At 68.3% G+C, this 15,650-nt stretch carries 13 protein-coding genes and 1 rRNA gene; 10 read left to right on the plus strand and 4 right to left on the minus strand.

Annotated elements, in window-relative coordinates:
• Window positions 1-80: ribosomal RNA gene (gene rrf / locus FL344_RS25990) — 5S ribosomal RNA — on the plus strand; the annotation flags it as partial.
• Between the two features lie 76 nt (window positions 81-156).
• Here the strand turns inward: rrf and FL344_RS39360 are convergent.
• On the minus strand, window positions 157-516 hold the full coding sequence (locus tag FL344_RS39360) for a DedA family protein (RefSeq protein ID WP_228565377.1): 360 nt from the start codon (window positions 514-516) through the stop codon (window positions 157-159).
• Between the two features lie 1,006 nt (window positions 517-1,522).
• On the opposite strand from FL344_RS39360, the gene FL344_RS26000 reads away from it, so the two are divergent.
• The 3 genes from FL344_RS26000 to FL344_RS26010 all read left to right on the plus strand — a co-directional run bounded on the left by FL344_RS26000 (window position 1,523) and on the right by FL344_RS26010 (window position 7,066).
• On the plus strand, window positions 1,523-4,354 hold the full coding sequence (locus FL344_RS26000) for a serine/threonine-protein kinase (RefSeq protein ID WP_141620420.1): 2,832 nt from the start codon (window positions 1,523-1,525) through the stop codon (window positions 4,352-4,354).
• A gap of 97 nt (window positions 4,355-4,451) precedes the next feature.
• Window positions 4,452-5,822, plus strand: coding sequence for a KamA family radical SAM protein (locus FL344_RS26005; protein ID WP_141593618.1), 1,371 nt, complete (start codon window positions 4,452-4,454; stop codon window positions 5,820-5,822).
• On the plus strand, window positions 5,822-7,066 hold the full coding sequence (locus FL344_RS26010; RefSeq protein ID WP_090494357.1) for a KamA family radical SAM protein: 1,245 nt from the start codon (window positions 5,822-5,824) through the stop codon (window positions 7,064-7,066). Before FL344_RS26005 ends, FL344_RS26010 begins: the two co-directional genes overlap by 1 nt.
• A gap of 52 nt (window positions 7,067-7,118) precedes the next feature.
• Here FL344_RS26010 and FL344_RS26015 read toward each other — a convergent pair whose 3' ends face one another.
• The 3 genes from FL344_RS26015 to FL344_RS26025 form a co-directional block, all read right to left on the minus strand.
• Window positions 7,119-7,619 (minus strand): hypothetical protein, encoded by a 501-nt coding sequence (locus FL344_RS26015; RefSeq protein ID WP_141620421.1) that lies wholly within the window; start codon window positions 7,617-7,619, stop codon window positions 7,119-7,121.
• Between the two features lie 82 nt (window positions 7,620-7,701).
• Window positions 7,702-8,025 (minus strand): hypothetical protein, encoded by a 324-nt coding sequence (locus FL344_RS26020; RefSeq protein WP_228565378.1) that lies wholly within the window; start codon window positions 8,023-8,025, stop codon window positions 7,702-7,704.
• Between the two features lie 122 nt (window positions 8,026-8,147).
• Window positions 8,148-8,636 carry a hypothetical protein gene (locus tag FL344_RS26025; protein WP_228565379.1) on the minus strand — a complete coding sequence of 163 codons (489 nt, stop codon included), beginning with the start codon at window positions 8,634-8,636 and terminating at the stop codon, window positions 8,148-8,150.
• Window positions 8,637-8,708: 72 nt separating this feature from the next.
• Between FL344_RS26025 and FL344_RS26030 the strand changes: the two genes are divergently transcribed.
• From FL344_RS26030 to secF, 6 genes are all read left to right on the plus strand, one after another.
• Window positions 8,709-9,812, plus strand: a complete 1,104-nt coding sequence (locus tag FL344_RS26030; RefSeq protein WP_141620423.1) for a SpoIID/LytB domain-containing protein — start codon at window positions 8,709-8,711, stop codon at window positions 9,810-9,812.
• A 61-nt stretch (window positions 9,813-9,873) separates the two neighbouring features.
• A complete protein-coding gene (gene queA / locus FL344_RS26035; protein WP_194863256.1) occupies window positions 9,874-10,962 on the plus strand; it encodes a tRNA preQ1(34) S-adenosylmethionine ribosyltransferase-isomerase QueA in 1,089 nt (362 codons plus the stop codon).
• Between the two features lie 5 nt (window positions 10,963-10,967).
• Window positions 10,968-12,167 (plus strand): tRNA guanosine(34) transglycosylase Tgt, encoded by a 1,200-nt coding sequence (gene tgt / locus FL344_RS26040; protein ID WP_090494346.1) that lies wholly within the window; start codon window positions 10,968-10,970, stop codon window positions 12,165-12,167.
• A 142-nt stretch (window positions 12,168-12,309) separates the two neighbouring features.
• A complete protein-coding gene (yajC, locus tag FL344_RS26045; protein WP_140864314.1) occupies window positions 12,310-12,666 on the plus strand; it encodes a preprotein translocase subunit YajC in 357 nt (118 codons plus the stop codon).
• Window positions 12,666-14,438 (plus strand): protein translocase subunit SecD, encoded by a 1,773-nt coding sequence (secD, locus tag FL344_RS26050; protein ID WP_141593623.1) that lies wholly within the window; start codon window positions 12,666-12,668, stop codon window positions 14,436-14,438. The genes yajC and secD overlap by 1 nt, the downstream gene beginning before the upstream one ends.
• A gap of 23 nt (window positions 14,439-14,461) precedes the next feature.
• On the plus strand, window positions 14,462-15,640 hold the full coding sequence (secF, locus tag FL344_RS26055) for a protein translocase subunit SecF (protein WP_141593624.1): 1,179 nt from the start codon (window positions 14,462-14,464) through the stop codon (window positions 15,638-15,640).
• The last annotated feature ends 10 nt before the right edge of the window (window positions 15,641-15,650 follow it).

Below are 15,650 nucleotides of genomic sequence, written 5' to 3' on the forward strand. Positions count from 1 at the left end.
TCCCGAACACGGAAGTTAAGCCCTCCAGAGCCGATGGTACTTCGCGGGAAACCGCGCGGGAGAGTAGGTCGCTGCCGGATTCTTTTTGAGAAACCCCCGGTGTCCCTCGTGGACACCGGGGGTTTTCCGTTTTGGGGCGCGTGGGGTTTCCGCGCGTCACCGCGGGCGCTGGGCCAGGCGCCGCGTGCGCAGCCGGCGCAGGCCCCCCACCGCCAGCAGGGCCGCCGTCGTGGCCAGCACCAGCAGGTGCTCGGCTCGCGCCGCCCCTTTCGCCACTGCGTCCACGCTGTGCGAGAAGGCGTACCCCAGCGCCACCACCACCGGGGCGCTGAGGCACAGCGCCAATCCGTCCCACAGCAGGAAGTCGCGCAGCCACATGCCATGCACTGCGGCCATGATGAACACCGCCCCGCGCAGCACCGAGAGAAAACGTCCCACGAAGATGCAGCGCCCGCCGTGGCGCGCGGAGAGCTGGGCCAGTCGCTCGCGGCGTTCCAGCGGCAGGAGCTTCTTCATCCGTGGATGCTCGTACAGCGCTGGTTCCAACCTTCGGTCGTTGAGGGAATCAGGCGCTTCTTCCTCCGTGGCTGTTCGGGCTGCGCGAGCCCCAATTTTCGGGCGGTGAGCAAACGTCTTGTGCGTCCGCGGAGCACTCCGGCGATCGCGCCTGCGAGCGCCAAGGCCAGGGGCGGGCATGCTGGGCGCGCGCCGATGTTTGGCGACATTCGCGGCAGTTTCGCTAGCGGGCAGACGCTCTGGTTTGCACTCCCGCTCGTTTGCATCGGGGGCCGCCGCCAGTTGAAGTAGCCGTGCCCCCTTCGGTCCAGGGCATGTGGCGCCCGGGGGCGCCTGGTGAGTCTCAGCCACACCCTCTGCCCAATGCCGAGGGCTGCACAGGAAGGTGCGGCGCTTCTCGGGAGGGCGTTTGGGGGCGCTGAGGTGTCGACGGTCCTCTATTCGCCGCCCCTGCGTTGGGTGGCTTGGAGTGCGAGGCCCGTATGCACTCCTTCGCCTTGGCTCTGGTTCCAGAGGCCTCGATGGCAAATGCGCCAGCGGTGGTGGCGGGTGCGTCGCCAGCGGCCGGGCTGTCCGTGCGCGGGAAATGGAGGCGCCACGTAGGCCCGGTGAAAACCCAGTCGGTAGAGCTTCGAGTTCGGCGACGCCAGGTGGCAGGTACGCCCGGTCCCGCTGCCGCCGGATCATGGATCACTCCGCTTGGGGGCCCCAGGCAGGGGGCGCTCCGACCTGCTAATACAGGCGACATGCGCCTACCCGCGACAGCGCTCCAACAGACCTCTGAGCCCCCCTCTGCGCGCCTGCCGCCGCGCGTTGTGGAGCATGACATTTCCGTGGCGAGGTCCGGATGGTGCTCGGAGGGCTCAAGCTACCGGATTCGTTGGGGTTTCAGGCTGCTGTGCGTGTTTGACTCGCCGTCCGCGCTGCGACTAGAGTCCAGGTTTCCGCCCGGTCTGCGCACCGCCTGTCGCGGTGCGCGCCTCCCGGTGCCGGGCCGCTCCACGAGATGAAGAAGCCGACCCTCTTTGGGAAGTACCTGCTCCTCGAGCGCATCAACGTCGGCGGCATGGCGGAGGTGTTCATCGCGAAGGCCTTCGGCGTCGAGGGCTTCGAGCGCATCCTGGCCATCAAGAAGATCCTCCCCACGATGGCGGAGGACGAAGAGTTCATCACGATGTTCATCGACGAGGCGCGGATCAGCGTTCAGCTGAACCACGCCAACGTCGTGCACATCAACGAACTCGGGAAGTACGACGACACCTACTTCATCGCCATGGAGTACGTCGCCGGACGAGACGTCCGGACCATGTTGGAGCGCTACCGGCGTCGCAAGGAGATCATGCCCACCGCCCAAGCGGTGTTCATCGCCTCCAAGATCTGCGACGGCCTGGACTACGCGCACCGGAAGAAGGACGCCCGCGGGCAGGACCTCCACATCATCCACCGCGACGTGTCGCCCCAGAACATCCTCATTTCCTATGAGGGTGAGGTCAAGGTCATCGACTTCGGTATCGCCAAGGCGGCGAACCGTTCGCAGAAGACACAGGCGGGCATCCTCAAGGGCAAGTTCGGGTACATGAGCCCGGAGCAGGTCCGGGGTATGCCCATCGACCGGCGCAGCGACATCTTCGCCGTGGGCGTGCTGCTGTACGAGATGCTCACGGGCGAGAAGCTCTTCGTCGGCGAGTCGGACTTCTCCACCCTGGAGAAGGTGCGCAACGCGGAGGTTCCGCTCCCCAGCGAGTTCAACCCGAGCATCCCGCAGGGCCTGGAGAAGGTGGTCCTCAAGGCGCTCACGCGCGAACCCGAGGACCGCTACCAGTGGGCGTCCGACATGGCCGAGGACCTGATGCGGTTCCTCCTGGCCGGTGACGCCATCTACTCGGCCAAGCACCTCTCCAGTTACATGAAGGAGGCGTTCGCCGAGGACATGCTCCGCGAGGCGGAGAAGATGGAGCGCTATGCCGGTATCGAGCGCCCCGACCAGATCGAGGCCTCGGGCATCACGGTGGCTCCCGGGTTCAACCGGCAGGCGGCGCGGCGTGCGCCCCCTCCAGCCGTGGTGGTGACGGGAACGCCCGCGGGCCGTGCCTCCACCTCGCCGGCGCAGCCTGTCCAGGACTACATCCCGCCTCCCACCGCCGAGGAGCTCGAGGATATGGGCGTCGGCGCGGGCGACAAGACGCAGATTGTCGACTCGTCGCATGCGTTCATGTCTCCCGAAACCCGCGTTGCCGACAGCAGCGTCGTGGTGGACGACAGCATCACGGGCCGGACGGAGAACCCCATCCAGGACCATGGGACGTCCGGTTCCTACAACTCCTTGCGCGCCCCCGCGCCCGATACGTCCTCACGCAAGGGCAAGAGTGGCCCCAAGGCGCAGGTCGTCATCAGCAACGAGGAAGGCGAGGCCTACTCCGGCGCCACGATGATTGGCCCCGCGCCGTCCGCGCCGCCGACGCGCTCGCGCGGCTCGTCTCCCTCGTTGGACGAAGAGACGGGCAGCAGGCCAGTCCCCGTGGCGGGCCGCGGCCGGGGCGGAAAGCGCGCTCCCGAGCCCGAGGAGGATCCGTCTGACTACGAGCAGCCGCCCGAGGACGACAGTGGCGCCGGCTACGACGCTCAGGACGACTACGGTGACGAGGGGCACCCGCACGACGACCTGAACGAGCCCGAGGAAGAGGTGACGGGCTCGGTTCCCCTCCCTCCGGAGGAGGCGCCTCCACCCGCGAAGGCCGCTGTGCCCGCGAAGGCGAAGGCGAAGGCGAAGACGAAGGTCCCCGCCAAGGCGAAGCCCGCGCTCAACCTCAAGACGCTGCCGAAGCCGGTGCTGTTCGCCGCCGCCGCGGCCATCGTGCTGTTGCTCGTCGTCGGCGTGGTGATGGCCACCAGGCCGTCCACGGGCGAGGTCACCTTCATGGTGTCCCCGTCCAACCCTTCCGCGCGCATCCAGCTGAATGGCCAGGAGGTCCAGCTCAACACGCTGCTGGCACTCCCGGCAGGGCAGTACCGGGTCACCGCGAGCGCTCCGGGGCAGCAGAGCGCGGCCAAGACGGTGGATGTCGTCGCTGGAAGCAGAATCGTCGTTTCGCTTCCGCTGGAAGCTGATCCGCAGGCGGCCCCGCCGCCCGAGAACAAGCCGCCGGTGGCACCGCCGACGAACCCGGGCGTCGTCATTGCCGCGGGGACCACCGAGCCCGCCGCTCCCGCGGAGGCTCCGGGCGGCGACGAGGCACCTGAGAACGCGCCTGTCGACAATGGGCAGACGCCGCCTCCCGCCACGGATCCGGCTCCCGCGCCCGTCCAGGTCGCAGCTGTCTTCAAGGGTGATGACGGCGCGGAGATCGCCGTGAATGGCGAGCGCCTGGGGCGGATTCCAGACGCGCGCATGGCGAACCTGGAGGTGGGGAAGACCTACGCGTTCACCGCGAAGCTCGCGGGCTACAAGCCGTACTCCGGTGAGTTCAAGGCCGACGGCAGCAGCCAGCAGGTCACGGTCGCGTTCGAGATGACGAAGGAGCCGCAGCCCGAGCCCACCGTGGCCAACGTGCGGCCGCCGCCCCAGGCTGCGCCCAAGCCTCCACCTGCCCCCAAGCCGCCGAGGGCCCCCAAGGTGATGGGCAAGTTCGCCTGCAGCACAAAGCCGGCGGGCGCGGACATCTACGTCGATGGGAAGAAGACGAATCGCCAGACACCGGTGACACTTGGCAGTCCGTTGATGCTACCGGTGGGCAAGCGGAAGATTTCGTTCAAGCTCAACGGTAAGACGACCAAGCCCGTGGTGGTCGACATCACGGAAGACAATGTAGCCAAGCTGGTCAATGTTCCCATCGAGTGAGAAGGCGGGCATCCGATGCCCCCTTCGATTGTTGACCGAAGTGGGGCATGGGCGCGTTATGACGCCTCGCCCGCGAGCAATTTAGAGGTGATGCGCCATGCAAACGACGCCCATCCGGGCCAAGCCTGAGGCTGGCCCCGCTGAACAGCCTTTTACGTATCCCCACCGCCGGGAGTTCATCGAGCCCGATTGGCGGCGGATTCCTGGCTTCAAGGACGTGTCCGCCGCCGACTGGGAGAACTCCGTCTGGCAGCGCAAGCACACCATCAAGAACCTCAAGGAACTCAAGGCAACGCTGGGGGCTCTGCTCCCGGATGACCTGGCTGAGAGCATGGAGCGCGACCAGCGCGAGCGGGCGACCATGTCGCTGCTCGTGCCTCCGCAGATGCTCAACACCATGAACCTTGAGGACCTGTGGCGTGACCCGGTGCGTCGTTACATGCTCCCGGCCTACGCGGACCGACTCACGGAGTGGACCAACCATCCCAAGGCCAGCCGTGACAGTCTTCACGAGCAGGACATGTGGGTGGTGGAGGGCTTGACGCACCGGTATCCCACCAAGGTGCTGGCGGAGATGCTGCCGACCTGCCCGCAGTACTGTGGGCACTGCACGCGCATGGACCTGGTGGGCAATGACGTGCCGCAGGTCAGCAAACACAAGTTTGGCATCGGGCCCAAGGACCGCTACGCGCAGATGCTCGACTATCTGCGTCGCACGCCGACGGTGCGCGACGTGGTGGTGTCGGGTGGCGACATCGCGAACCTGCCCATCCAGCAGCTCGAGCCGTTCGTCAGCTCGCTGATGGACATCCCGAACATCCGGGATATCCGCCTGGCCAGCAAGGGGCTGATGGCCATCCCGCAGCACTTCCTCCAGGACTCCGTCCTCCAGGGGCTGGACCGGCTGGCGAAGAAGGCCGTCGAGCGCGGCGTGGACCTGGCGCTGCACACGCACGTCAATCACGCGCAGCAGCTCACCCCGCTGGTGGGCAAGGCCGTGCGCAAGCTGCTGGACATGGGCTTCCGTGACGTGCGCAACCAGGGCGTGCTGCTGCGCGGTGTGAATGACAGCCCGCAGGCGCTGCTGGACCTGTGCTTCACGCTGCTCGACCACGCGAAGATCCTGCCGTACTACTTCTACATGTGCGACATGATCCCCAACAGCGAGCATTGGCGGCTGTCGGTGGCTCAGGCGCAGCAGCTGCAGCACGACATCATGGGCTACATGCCGGGCTTCGCCACGCCGCGCATCGTCTGTGACGTGCCCTTCGTCGGGAAGCGCTGGGTCCACCAGGTGGCGGAGTATGACCGCGAGCGCGGCATCTCGTACTGGACCAAGAACTACCGGACCGGCATCGAACTGAACGATGCGGACGCGCTCAGCCGGAAGTACGAATACTTCGACCCCATCGACCAGCTGTCCGAGGCGGGTCAGGCCTGGTGGCGGGAGCAGCAGAAGGCGGCGTAATGGATACCTCAGTGCTTCCGGCGGGTCTCCCGCCGGAGCCGGCGGCCGCTCGCGCGTCGCTCAGCGCCGAAGGGCGCAAACGGCTGTTTCCCAACGCCACGGACGCGGAGTGGGCGGACTGGCGTTGGCAGCAGCGGCATGCGGTGCGAGGCCTGGAGCAGCTGGAGCGGTACGTCCCGCTGACCTCCAACGAGCGCGCGGGCGTGCAGGAAACGTCCGCGCTGTTCCGCATCGGCATCAGTCCGTACTACCTGTCCCTCATTGACCCGGAGCATCCGTTCTGCCCGGTGCGCATGCAGTCCATCCCGGTGAGGGCCGAGGCGCGCGTCCGTCCGGGCGAGCTCGCGGATCCGCTGGGTGAGGACAAGACGCGCCCGGAGGAGTGCATCGTCCACAAGTATCCGGACCGGGTGCTCTTCCTCGCGCTGGATACGTGCTCCGTCTATTGCCGTCACTGCACGCGACGGCGCATCACGCAGGGCGGGGTGGCGGAGCTCTCCAAGGAACAGCTCCGCCGGGGTGTGGACTATGTCCGGCGCCATCCCGAGGTGCGCGACGTCCTCATCTCCGGCGGGGACCCGTTCATGCTCAGCGACTCCCGGCTGGAGGAGTTGCTCGCGCCGCTCAGCGAGATTCCCCACGTCGAGATGATTCGCATCGGCACGCGCGTCCCCGTGTGTCTGCCCATGCGCGTCACCGACGCCCTGGCGAAGACGCTCCGGCGCTACGCGCCCGTCTTCGTCGTCACGCACTTCAATCATCCGAAGGAAGTGACGCCCGAGGCTCGCGAGGCCTGCGAGCGGCTGGTGGACCATGGCGTGCCCGTGGAGAACCAGGCCGTGTTGATGCGGCAGCTCAACTCCGACGCGCGCATCATCAAGGAGCTGTCGCACCTGCTGCTGCGCAGCCGCGTGCGGCCGTACTACCTGCACCAGATGGACGTCGCCGAGGGCTGTGAGCACCTGCGCACGCCCATCGCCAAGGGGCTGGAAATCATCCAGCAGCTCCGGGGCTACACCACCGGCCTCGCCGTGCCGCACCTCGCGGTGGACCTGCCGGGAGGCGGTGGGAAGGTGACGCTCCAGCCCGATTACGCCGTCGAGTACGGTGCGCAGGAGACGGTGTTCCGCAACTACAAGGGCGAGCGCTTCACGTACCCGGAACCCGAGGAGACGGACTGCACCTGCCCGTATGACGGCGTGTGGCAGGAGCGGGCCCCGCGCTACGGCTACCGCAAGGGCTGAGCAGCGTGCGCGGTGGGGGTTCGCCACCGCGCGCCTGTCGTTCAGAAGAGGCCTACTGCGGCAGTTCGGCGTCCTTCGGTACGCCGACGTCGATGGACGGCTCCGCACCCTCCATGGCCTCCAACTCCACCGGATCCTGGTCGCTGAAGCCCTGCTGGACGTGGACCTCTTCCGGGGCTGCCGCGGCCGCGGGCTTCTTCGCGGCCTTGGCGGCCTCCTCCAGCCGCTGGTCCTCCGCCTTCGCGCGGGCGTTGTCCTCCGGCGACATGCGCGCCTCGTAACGCGCGAAGTCCTTGCCCGACACGCCGTGCATCTCCAGCACCGACGCCGAGGCGGCCTTCTGCTTGTCGATGGCCTCCCGGCGCTCCGCGGTGCTCATCTCCGACGACTTGCGGTTGCCGTACTCCGCGTTGACCTCGGCCAGGGCCTGGGCCTCGTCGCGGCGGATTTTCGCCACCTTCTCCGGAGTCAGCTCCGTGCTGTCGGCGGCGAGGGCCTGCCCTGGAATGACGAGCCACGAGGCGACCAGGAGCAGGGCAGAGCGGGGGGACATGGCGGGACGACCTCGTTCAGGACAGCGGGAACCGTCGCAGTCTAAACACGGAGCCTGCTTCTGTGCACCCGGGCCGTGCCGCTCAGGGCCCGCACCGCGCGCAGACATTCCGGGCAGTAGCGCATTGCTCCTGTCCCTGGGCACAGCGGGGCGTCAGGTCGTCCCGGTCAGGATGGCGCGCCACGAGCGCGCACAGCGACTCCGCCAGCTCGCAAGTCTGCGTTCCCACCGAACAGCGGTTCGCGCACGTCGCGTCGTCCAGGGCGTCGCGCGTCCGAAGCTCCTCGAGCCGCAGGGACAGCGAGTCGATGGCCGCGTCGTCGTTGCCCGCGACGCGGGCGTCCACCTGCTTCGCGCAGGCCGTGAGCAGCACGCAGGCCAGCAACATCCGCGGAAGGGCGCGCATGGTCGCCTCCCTTATGTGTCCGCGGCCCCTGGCGTCCAGCGGCGCCGGCCCGCGGTGTCGTTCCTTCAGGGACGGGCTGGCGTAGTGTGCACCGGTGGACGTTGGCGGGGCGCCGAAGGGCCTCAGGGCTTCGACAGGTACAGCCAGGCCGTCATCGCCAGCAGCAAAGCCACCGCGAGCCGCCGCAGCCACTCCTCGCGGCGACGCTGGGGCGACGCGCGGGCCTCCCGCTCCGCCGTTTCCAAGCCCGTGGCGACCTGGGGCGCCGTCGTCTGGAGCTCTCGGCACGTCTCCACCACCGGAGCCAGCGCGGCGGGGAACTTCGCGTCCTGGCGCTCGAGCGCGTCCGCGAGCATCCGTGCCCAGGCGGCTTCCTCGTCCTCACTGGCGGGCTCGCGGGCGGGGGCGCCCCGGTGCAGGGCCAGGGCGATGGCGGCCCTCAGCAGCAGCACGGAGAAGGCTTGGGCGGGGATGCCGTAGTGCGTCGCGCAGGCTTCCCGCGAGCGGCCCTCCACCAACCGGAGGGTGAGCATCGCGGAGGGGCGGGGCTCCAGCTCGCGCAGGGCGGTGATGAAGGTCGTGGCGAAGGCAGGGCGCGGAGGTGACGTCACGGGTGAGCCATCCTCTCCCATCCGCCGGACGTTTTCTTGAGGCGAGCACCCACGCCTCTACACTTCGGGGCCATGTTGCGACCTGTTGCACTCGTCCTGCTCCTGCTGGTCCCTTCGGGCGTGCTCGCCGTGGAGACCCTGCGCATCTCCATCGAGGACGCGGGCAGCGAGGTGCGCATCAGCGGCCGGGGGCTGGCCTCCGGTCCCGACAGCGAGGAGGCCACGTTCGCCCCCATCTCCTCGGGACAGGCGAACGTCCGCCGCAAGGGGGGCCGCATCGAGGTCAACGGCACGCCCGTGGAGGGCGACTCCGTCCGCTTCCGCGCTGGCATGTCGGAGGCATCGGCCGCGCCTGGCACCGAGCCGCTCAAGGCGGGCGCGGCGCAGGTCCGCGGCGATGTGGTGGTGCGCCTGCACCGCAGTGGGCTGCAGCTCATCAACGTCATTCCCTTGGAGGACTACCTCGCCGCCGTGCTGGGCAGCGAGATGCCCGTGTCGTTTCCCCCGGAGGCCCTCAAGGCCCAGGCGGTGGCCGCCCGGACGTATGCGCTCCAGAAGAAGCTGGATGCCTACAGCAACGCGTTCCACCTGGGCAGCAGCGTGCTCCATCAAGTCTATGGCGGCGTCAACCGCGAGGACCCTCGCACCAAGGCCGCCGTCGAGGCCACGCGGGGACAGGTGCTCACGTACGAGCTGGCGCCCATCGAGGCGTATTTCCATGCCTCGTGTGGCGGCCGGACGGAGTCGGGGCTTGATGCCTTGCAGCGCGACCTGCCGTACCTCCGGCCCGTCGATTGCCCCTGCGGAAGGCTCCCCGCCAGCCGCTGGACGGCGACGCTCTCCGACGCGGACATCAAGGCGGCGCTCCGCCACCCGGCCCAGGGGCTCAAGGTGACGGCCCGCACGCGGACGCGCCGGGTGACGCGCGTCACCCTGGCGGACGGCGCCTCCATGGACGGCGTGGAGCTGCGCCGCAAGCTTGGCTACACCCGGCTCAAGAGCCTGGACTTCGAGGTGGAACGCACCGAGCGCGGTTACGTGTTCACCGGTCGCGGTTATGGCCACGGGGCGGGCCTGTGTCAGTGGGGCGCCAAGGCGCTCGCCGACAAAGGCCGGGAGTACCGGGAGATCCTCTCCCACTACTACCCCGGGGCCGAGCTGCAGCAGCTCTACTGACGCCTCCCGCGTCCGGCGCGCTTTCCGCGACGGCGTGGGGGCTGCTACAAGCGCCACCCCCGTGTCGTCCCGTCTCTCTGATTACGACTTCGCGCTGCCCGAATCCCAGATCGCCCAGGCTCCCCTGGCCGAGCGGGACGCGTCGCGCTTGATGACCATCAGCCGCTCCAGCGGCACCTGGTCTCACCGCCGGTTCGCAGACCTCCAGGAGCTCCTGCGCCCCGGAGATCTGCTCGTCCTCAACGACGCCCGCGTCATCCCCGCGCGCCTGCTGGGCCAGAAGGCCGGCACCGGTGGCCGCGTGGAGCTGCTCGTCGTGCGCCCGGCCGCCCAGAACACGCTGACCTCGGCGGCGCTCGGGGCGGCCCCCGAATCGCTCGACTGGGTCTGTCTGGGGCAGGCCTCCAAGGGGCTCAAGCCCGGGCAGCGCGTGACGTTCGCCAGCGGCCTGGAGGCCGAAATCCAGGAGGCGCTGGGAGGAGGGGAGTACCGCGTGCGGTTCCACGCGCCCCCGGGCGCCTCGCTGGCCGCGCTGCTGGACGCGGCGGGCCGCCTGCCGCTGCCGCCCTACATCACCCGGGAGCCGGACGCCGCGGACGCGGAGCGCTACCAGACCGTGTACGCGCGCGCCTCCGGAGCCGTGGCCGCGCCCACCGCGGGTCTGCACTTCACCCAGGAGACCATGGCCGCCCTGGAGGCGCGTGGCGTGCACCGGGCGCTGGTGACGCTGGACGTGGGGCCGGGCACCTTCCTGCCGGTGCGTGAGGACGACCTGGACAAGCACCACATGCACCCGGAGCGCTACACCGTTCCGGAGGCCACCGCGAAGGCCATCAACGCGGCGCGCGCGGAAGGCCGGCGCGTGGTGGCGGTGGGGACCACCGTGGTGCGCACCCTGGAGTCCGCCACCGACCCGGAGACGGGGCGGCTGCGCGCGGGCCCCGGCGAGACGACCCTCTTCATCCGTCCCGGGTTCGCCTTCCGTCAGGTGGACCTGCTGCTCACCAACTTCCACCTGCCGCGTTCGACGCTGGTGGTGCTGGTGAGCGCGCTGCTCGGACGGGAGCGCACGCTGGAGGCCTACGCGGAGGCGGTCCGCGCGGGCTACCGATTCTTCAGTTACGGCGACGCCATGCTGGTGTCGGAGTGAACGCCATGGGCGAGCAGCAGGAAGCGAAGCAGTCAGGTGGCAAGGGCGACACCCGCGTGGAGCCGGGGATGGTCCGCTTCGAGCTCCTTCACGAGGACGCGTCGGGAACGAAGGCCCGCCGGGGGCGTCTGCACACGCCGCACGGCCCTGTGGAGACACCCATCTTCATGCCCGTGGGCACCGTGGGCAGCGTCAAGGGCGTGGGGCCGGACGACCTGCTCACGCTGGACGCGCAGATCATCCTTGGCAACACCTACCACCTGATGCTGCGCCCCGGCGAAGCGCTGGTGGGGGAGATGGGCGGCCTGCACCGCTTCGTGTCGTGGAACCGGCCCATGCTCACCGACAGCGGCGGGTTCCAGGTCTTCAGCCTGTCCGAGAAGCGCAAAATCACCGAGGAGGGCGCCGCCTTCCAGTCGCACCTGGACGGCGCGCGGCACTTCCTCACGCCCGAGCGCTCCATCGACATCCAGGAGACGCTGGGCGCCGACGTCATCATGGCCTTCGACGAGTGCCCGCCCTCCACCGAGAACAGGGCCTACCTGGAGGCGTCGCTGGCCCGCACCACCCGCTGGCTGCACCGGTGCGTGAAGGCCTGGAGCCGGGAGCGCTCGTCGCTGTTCGGCATCGTCCAGGGCGGCCTGCACGAGGATTTGCGCAAGCGCCACGCCGAGGAGGTGTGCGCGGTGGACCTGCCCGGCTACGCGCTGGGCGGCTACTCCGTGGGCGAGGCTCCGGAGGCCATGCATGACGGCGTGGCCTACTCCGCGCCCCTGCTGCCGCGCGACAAGCCGCGCTACCTGATGGGCGTGGGCACGCCCGTGGACCTGGTCACCTGCGTGGAGCACGGGGTGGACATGTTCGACTGCGTCCTGCCCACCCGGTGCGCGCGCAACGGCCTGCTCTTCACCTCGGAGGGCAAGGTCGTCATCCGGAACGCGGCCTACGCCAGGGACAACCGGCCGGTGGACCCCGCGTGCTCCTGCTACACCTGCCGCAATTTCAGCAGGGCCTATCTCCGGCACCTCTTCGCCGCCCAGGAACTGTTGGCCATGCGGCTCAACACGATTCACAACCTCCACTACTTCCTGGGACTGATGGCAGAAGTCCGGCGCGCGGTGGCAGAGGACCGGTTCGCCACTTTTGCCCGGGAATTCCGTGCCCGTGCCAAGGCGCAGGAGGCCGAACGGACCCGCGGTCGCTGACCGGGCGGATGGATTGCCCGGCTTCCCGCGTTCACTTGCTCACATGGGCCCCCCTTGCTAAGAGGGCCCCCTTTCGGATGGTTTCCTCGAACAAAATCGGGGGCCTTCCATCCCAAGCTTTCCTCAACCGACGAGGCAGTGTGTGGCTGAGAGCTTTCTGATTCTGGCGCAGGCCGGTGGTGGCAATCCCCTGGGCACCCTGGGCTTCCTGGTCATCCTGGTGGGCATCATGTACTTCGTGATGATCCGCCCGCAGCAGAAGCAGTTGAAGGAGCACCGTGCGCTCCTCTCCGCGCTGAAGAAGGGTGATGAGGTCGTCACTTCCGGGGGCATCCTCGGGAAGATCCACCTCGTGGATGAGCGCACCGTGACGCTGGAGGTCTCCAGCGGCGTGCGCATCCGCGTGCTCAAGACGGCCATCAGCGCCAAGGGCGCGGTGGCGGAAGGCACGCCCGCGGCCCCCGCGGCGGCGGCCGGAGAGAAGAAGGAGGAGAAGTGATGGACCGCGGCTGGTGGTGGAAGTTCGGACTCATCGTCGCGGTGACGCTGGGCAGCATCTGGTTCCTCATTCCGACCTATTACTCGCTCGTCGTTCTCGACCGGGACCAGCGCAACAACCTGGCCGTGCTCGAGGAGCGGATGCCCAGCTGGGCGCCTCCCGCGAAGTACCGCCTGAACCTGGGGCTGGACCTCCAGGGCGGCATCCACATGGTGATGCGGGTGGACACCAAGACGGCGCTCCAGAAGCGGACCGAGCGCCGCGCGCAGCAGATTGTCAATTACGTCAATGACAAGAAGCTGGGCGAGGTGACGGCGGACACGGACCCGGAGAAGCTCGAGGTCACCCTGACGGCGAAGGACCCGGGGACCATGGACGCCATCCAGAAGGAGGTCCTGGCCACCTTCACTGACTTCAAGGAAGTCAGCCGCGGCGGCGCCTCGCTGACGCTGGTGCAGGACGAGAGCCAGGCCAACGTCTTCCGGACGGAAGCGGTGGACCAGGCGATGCTCGTCATCCGCCGCCGCATCGACAAGTGGGGCGTGGCGGAAGTGGATGTGCGCAAGCTGGGCGCCGACTCCATCCAGATTTCGCTGCCGGGCCGCAGCAACCCGGAGCAGGCGAAGGAGCTGGTGGGGACCACCGCGCAGCTCGAGTTCCGGATGGTGGATGACTCCAACCCGCAGTTCTTCGCGCAGCTGCTCCAGGCCACCCCGCCGCCGGCTGGCAGCGACATCACGCTGACGACGGAGGGCGGCTTCCCGCAGCTCCAGGCCCCCACGCGTGAGGCCATCACCGAGTACACGAAGGACAAGGTGCCGGAGAACCGGGTGGTGCTCACCGAGTGCATCGCCAACCCGGTGAAGAAGAACGAGTGCACCTCGTACCGCTCCTACCTGCTGGACAAGAACGTGCCGCTGACCGGCGAGAGCCTGGCGAGCGCGGACGCGAACATCAGCCAGCTCAACGAGCCGGAGGTGAACATCTCCTTCGACCCCGCGGGCGCGCGCGAGTTCGAGCGGCTGACCGAGCAGGGCGTGGGCCGCCGCATGGCCATCGTGCTGGATGAGAACGTCCAGACGGCGCCGAACATCAACGAGAAGATCAGCGGCGGTTCGGCCCGCATCACCATGGGGCGCATGGGTGGCCGCACCTTCGAGGAGTGGCTGGGCGAGGCCCAGACGCTGGCGCTGGTGCTCAAGGCCGGCGCGCTGCCTGCCCCGGTGACGGTGGGCGAGATTCGTCAGGTGGGCGCCAGCCTGGGTGACGAGCTCATCCGGAAGGGTGGCCTGGCGGCGGTGCTGGGCCTGGGCCTGGTCATCCTCTTCATGGCCGTCTACTACAAGGCCTCCGGCCTCATCGCGGACCTCGCGCTGTTGCTCAACGGCCTGCTCATCCTGGCGGGACTGGCCTTCTTCAACGCCACGCTGACGCTGCCGGGCATCGCCGGATTCGTGCTGACGCTGGGTGTGGCGGTGGATGCCAACGTGCTCATCAACGAGCGCATCCGCGAGGAACTGGGGCATGGCAAGTCGGCCCGGGCGGCGGTGGACCAGGGCTACGACCGGGCCTTCTGGACCATCTTCGACTCGCACGTGACGGCGCTCATCTCCGCCTTCATCCTGTTCTTCACGGGAACCGGTCCGGTGCGAGGCTTCGCCACCACGCTCATCATCGGCCTGCTGGCGTCGCTGTTCACGTCCATCACGGTGACGCGAGTCATCATGACCTACTTCGTCCACGGTCGTAACGCGAAGGTCGTCTCCGTCTGACCGGCCGGAGTCCGGGAACCGTCATGCAGATCTTCAAGAACAAGACGAACATCGACTTCATCAGCAAGCGCAAGCCCGCGCTGTTTCTCTCCACGCTGCTGAACCTGGCGATCATCGTCGGCATCGCCGCCTTCGGCTTCAACTTCGGCGTGGACTTCGCGGGTGGCACGGTGGTGGAGGTGAAGTTCGACCACCCCATCACCGCCGAGGAGGTCCGCGAGCGCGCGGACAAGGGCGGCCTGCCGGACGTCAGCGTGCAGAACATCGGCGCGGCGGAGGAGAACACCTTCCTGCTCCGCATGGGCGGCGTCACGCAGCTCAACGAGGAGAGCGGTGCCAAGGGCAAGGAGGCCCTGGAGGCGCTGGGGGGCGTGCGCAACGTCTACTCGGACCTGCCCAACGGCATCATCCGCTTCCGCGCGGCGCAGCCCATGGACTCCGACACCGTCAAGAAGGCGGTGGAGTCGGCGGGCATCGGCGTGCAGGAAGTGCGTGACCTGGGCGAGGCCCAGGGCGGCACGGGCTACGACTACCAGGTGGTGGCCAGCGGCATGGCGGACCGCGTGTTCGCCGCGCTCAACGCCGGGCTGGAGAAGCCGGACTTCGAGCAGCGCCGCGTGGACTACGTCGGTCCGCAGGTGGGCAAGCAGCTGCGCAACCGCGGCGTCATGGCCCTGCTGTACTCGATGGTCGCCATCCTCATCTACGTGGCGTTCCGGTTCGACTTCAAGTTCGGTCCGGGCGCGCTCTTGTCCATGGTCCATGACGTCATCATGGTGGCGGGCTACTACCTGGTGAGCCGGCGCGAGTTCAACCTGACGGCCATCGCGGCGCTGCTGACGGTGGTCGGCTACTCCGTCAACGACACCATCGTCATCTACGACCGCATCCGCGAGGACATGGCCAAGTTCAAGGGCAAGCCCTTCGCGGAGGTCATCAACATCGCCATCAACGACACGCTGGGCCGCACCATCATCACCTCCGGCACCACGGCGCTGTCGCTCATCGGTCTGCTCATCTTCGGCGTGGGCGAAATCTTCGACTTCGCCATGGCGATGCTGGTGGGCATCGTGGTCGGTGTGTACTCGACCATCTACATCGCCAGCCCGCTGACCATCTGGCTGGACGAGCGCGCCGCGGCGAAGGAAGCCCGTCTGCGCGCCAGCGGCAACGTGGACCACCAGCAGCCGAACGCTGCGTGAGCCATCCGCA

It is taken from the genome of Myxococcus sp. AB036A, assembly GCF_006547355.1.
Lineage (GTDB): Bacteria > Myxococcota > Myxococcia > Myxococcales > Myxococcaceae > Myxococcus > Myxococcus virescens.